The 657-nt window shown below is 73.4% G+C and carries 1 protein-coding gene; it reads right to left on the bottom strand.

Annotated elements, in window-relative coordinates; translation table 11 throughout:
• Window positions 1-533: hypothetical protein (locus M8330_RS21675; RefSeq protein WP_250829043.1), on the bottom strand; the 533-nt coding region annotated here is incomplete at its 3' end.
• Window positions 534-657 lie beyond the last annotated feature (124 nt).

Below are 657 nucleotides of genomic sequence, written 5' to 3'. Positions count from 1 at the left end.
TCGGGACGGACAGAGGCGCTCCCGGCCAGCGCGAGAGTGGGCGCGCACAGGACGTCCGTGACGGCGCCCGAGCCGGGGAACAGGTCGTCCACGACATCGAGGTCGGCGTCGTACCCGAGGCCGTCCAGGACCCACCGGGTCCACGCCTCGGGCTTGCGGCCGGGGAACCCGGGCTGGACGCCCGCGACCAGGATGGGCTGCACCTGGGGCTCGCCCCGACGGCGGCCGCGGCGCCCCTCCGGGATGCGCAGGACAACAGCCTCGACGGTGGCAAGCACGCGACCCTCGCCAGCGTGCCCGTTCGGCTTGTGCCAGATCAGGGTCGTGGTGGGCACCGGGAGAGGGCGGTAGTAGTCCAGGCCGTCCATGGTGGTGGCGATCGCCCAGCCGTCGTACTCGTCCATCAGATGTTCGACCAGCGACCAGTGCGTGGCAGCGTCGTCCCACTCGCCGGCGCGGTCGTGGTGGTCCGCGGCGCGGTCGTTCATCGCCCGGGTGCCGTCCCCGTACCAACGTCGGGCGCGGGACCGCACGATCAGACGCTCGGGGCCGCCAGGCCGGTCGCGGCGGGTGGCGCGGTGAGGCGGGTACGGGGGGTCAGCGATCGCGAGCTTCATGACGAGACCTCCCCTGAGGTGGACGACGGCTCGGGACGGA

Source organism: Nocardioides bruguierae (genome assembly GCF_023656415.1).
Taxonomy (GTDB): domain Bacteria; phylum Actinomycetota; class Actinomycetes; order Propionibacteriales; family Nocardioidaceae; genus Nocardioides; species Nocardioides bruguierae.
The sequence above is the reverse complement of the archived record's forward strand: the minus strand, read 5'-3'. Positions and strand labels throughout refer to the sequence as shown.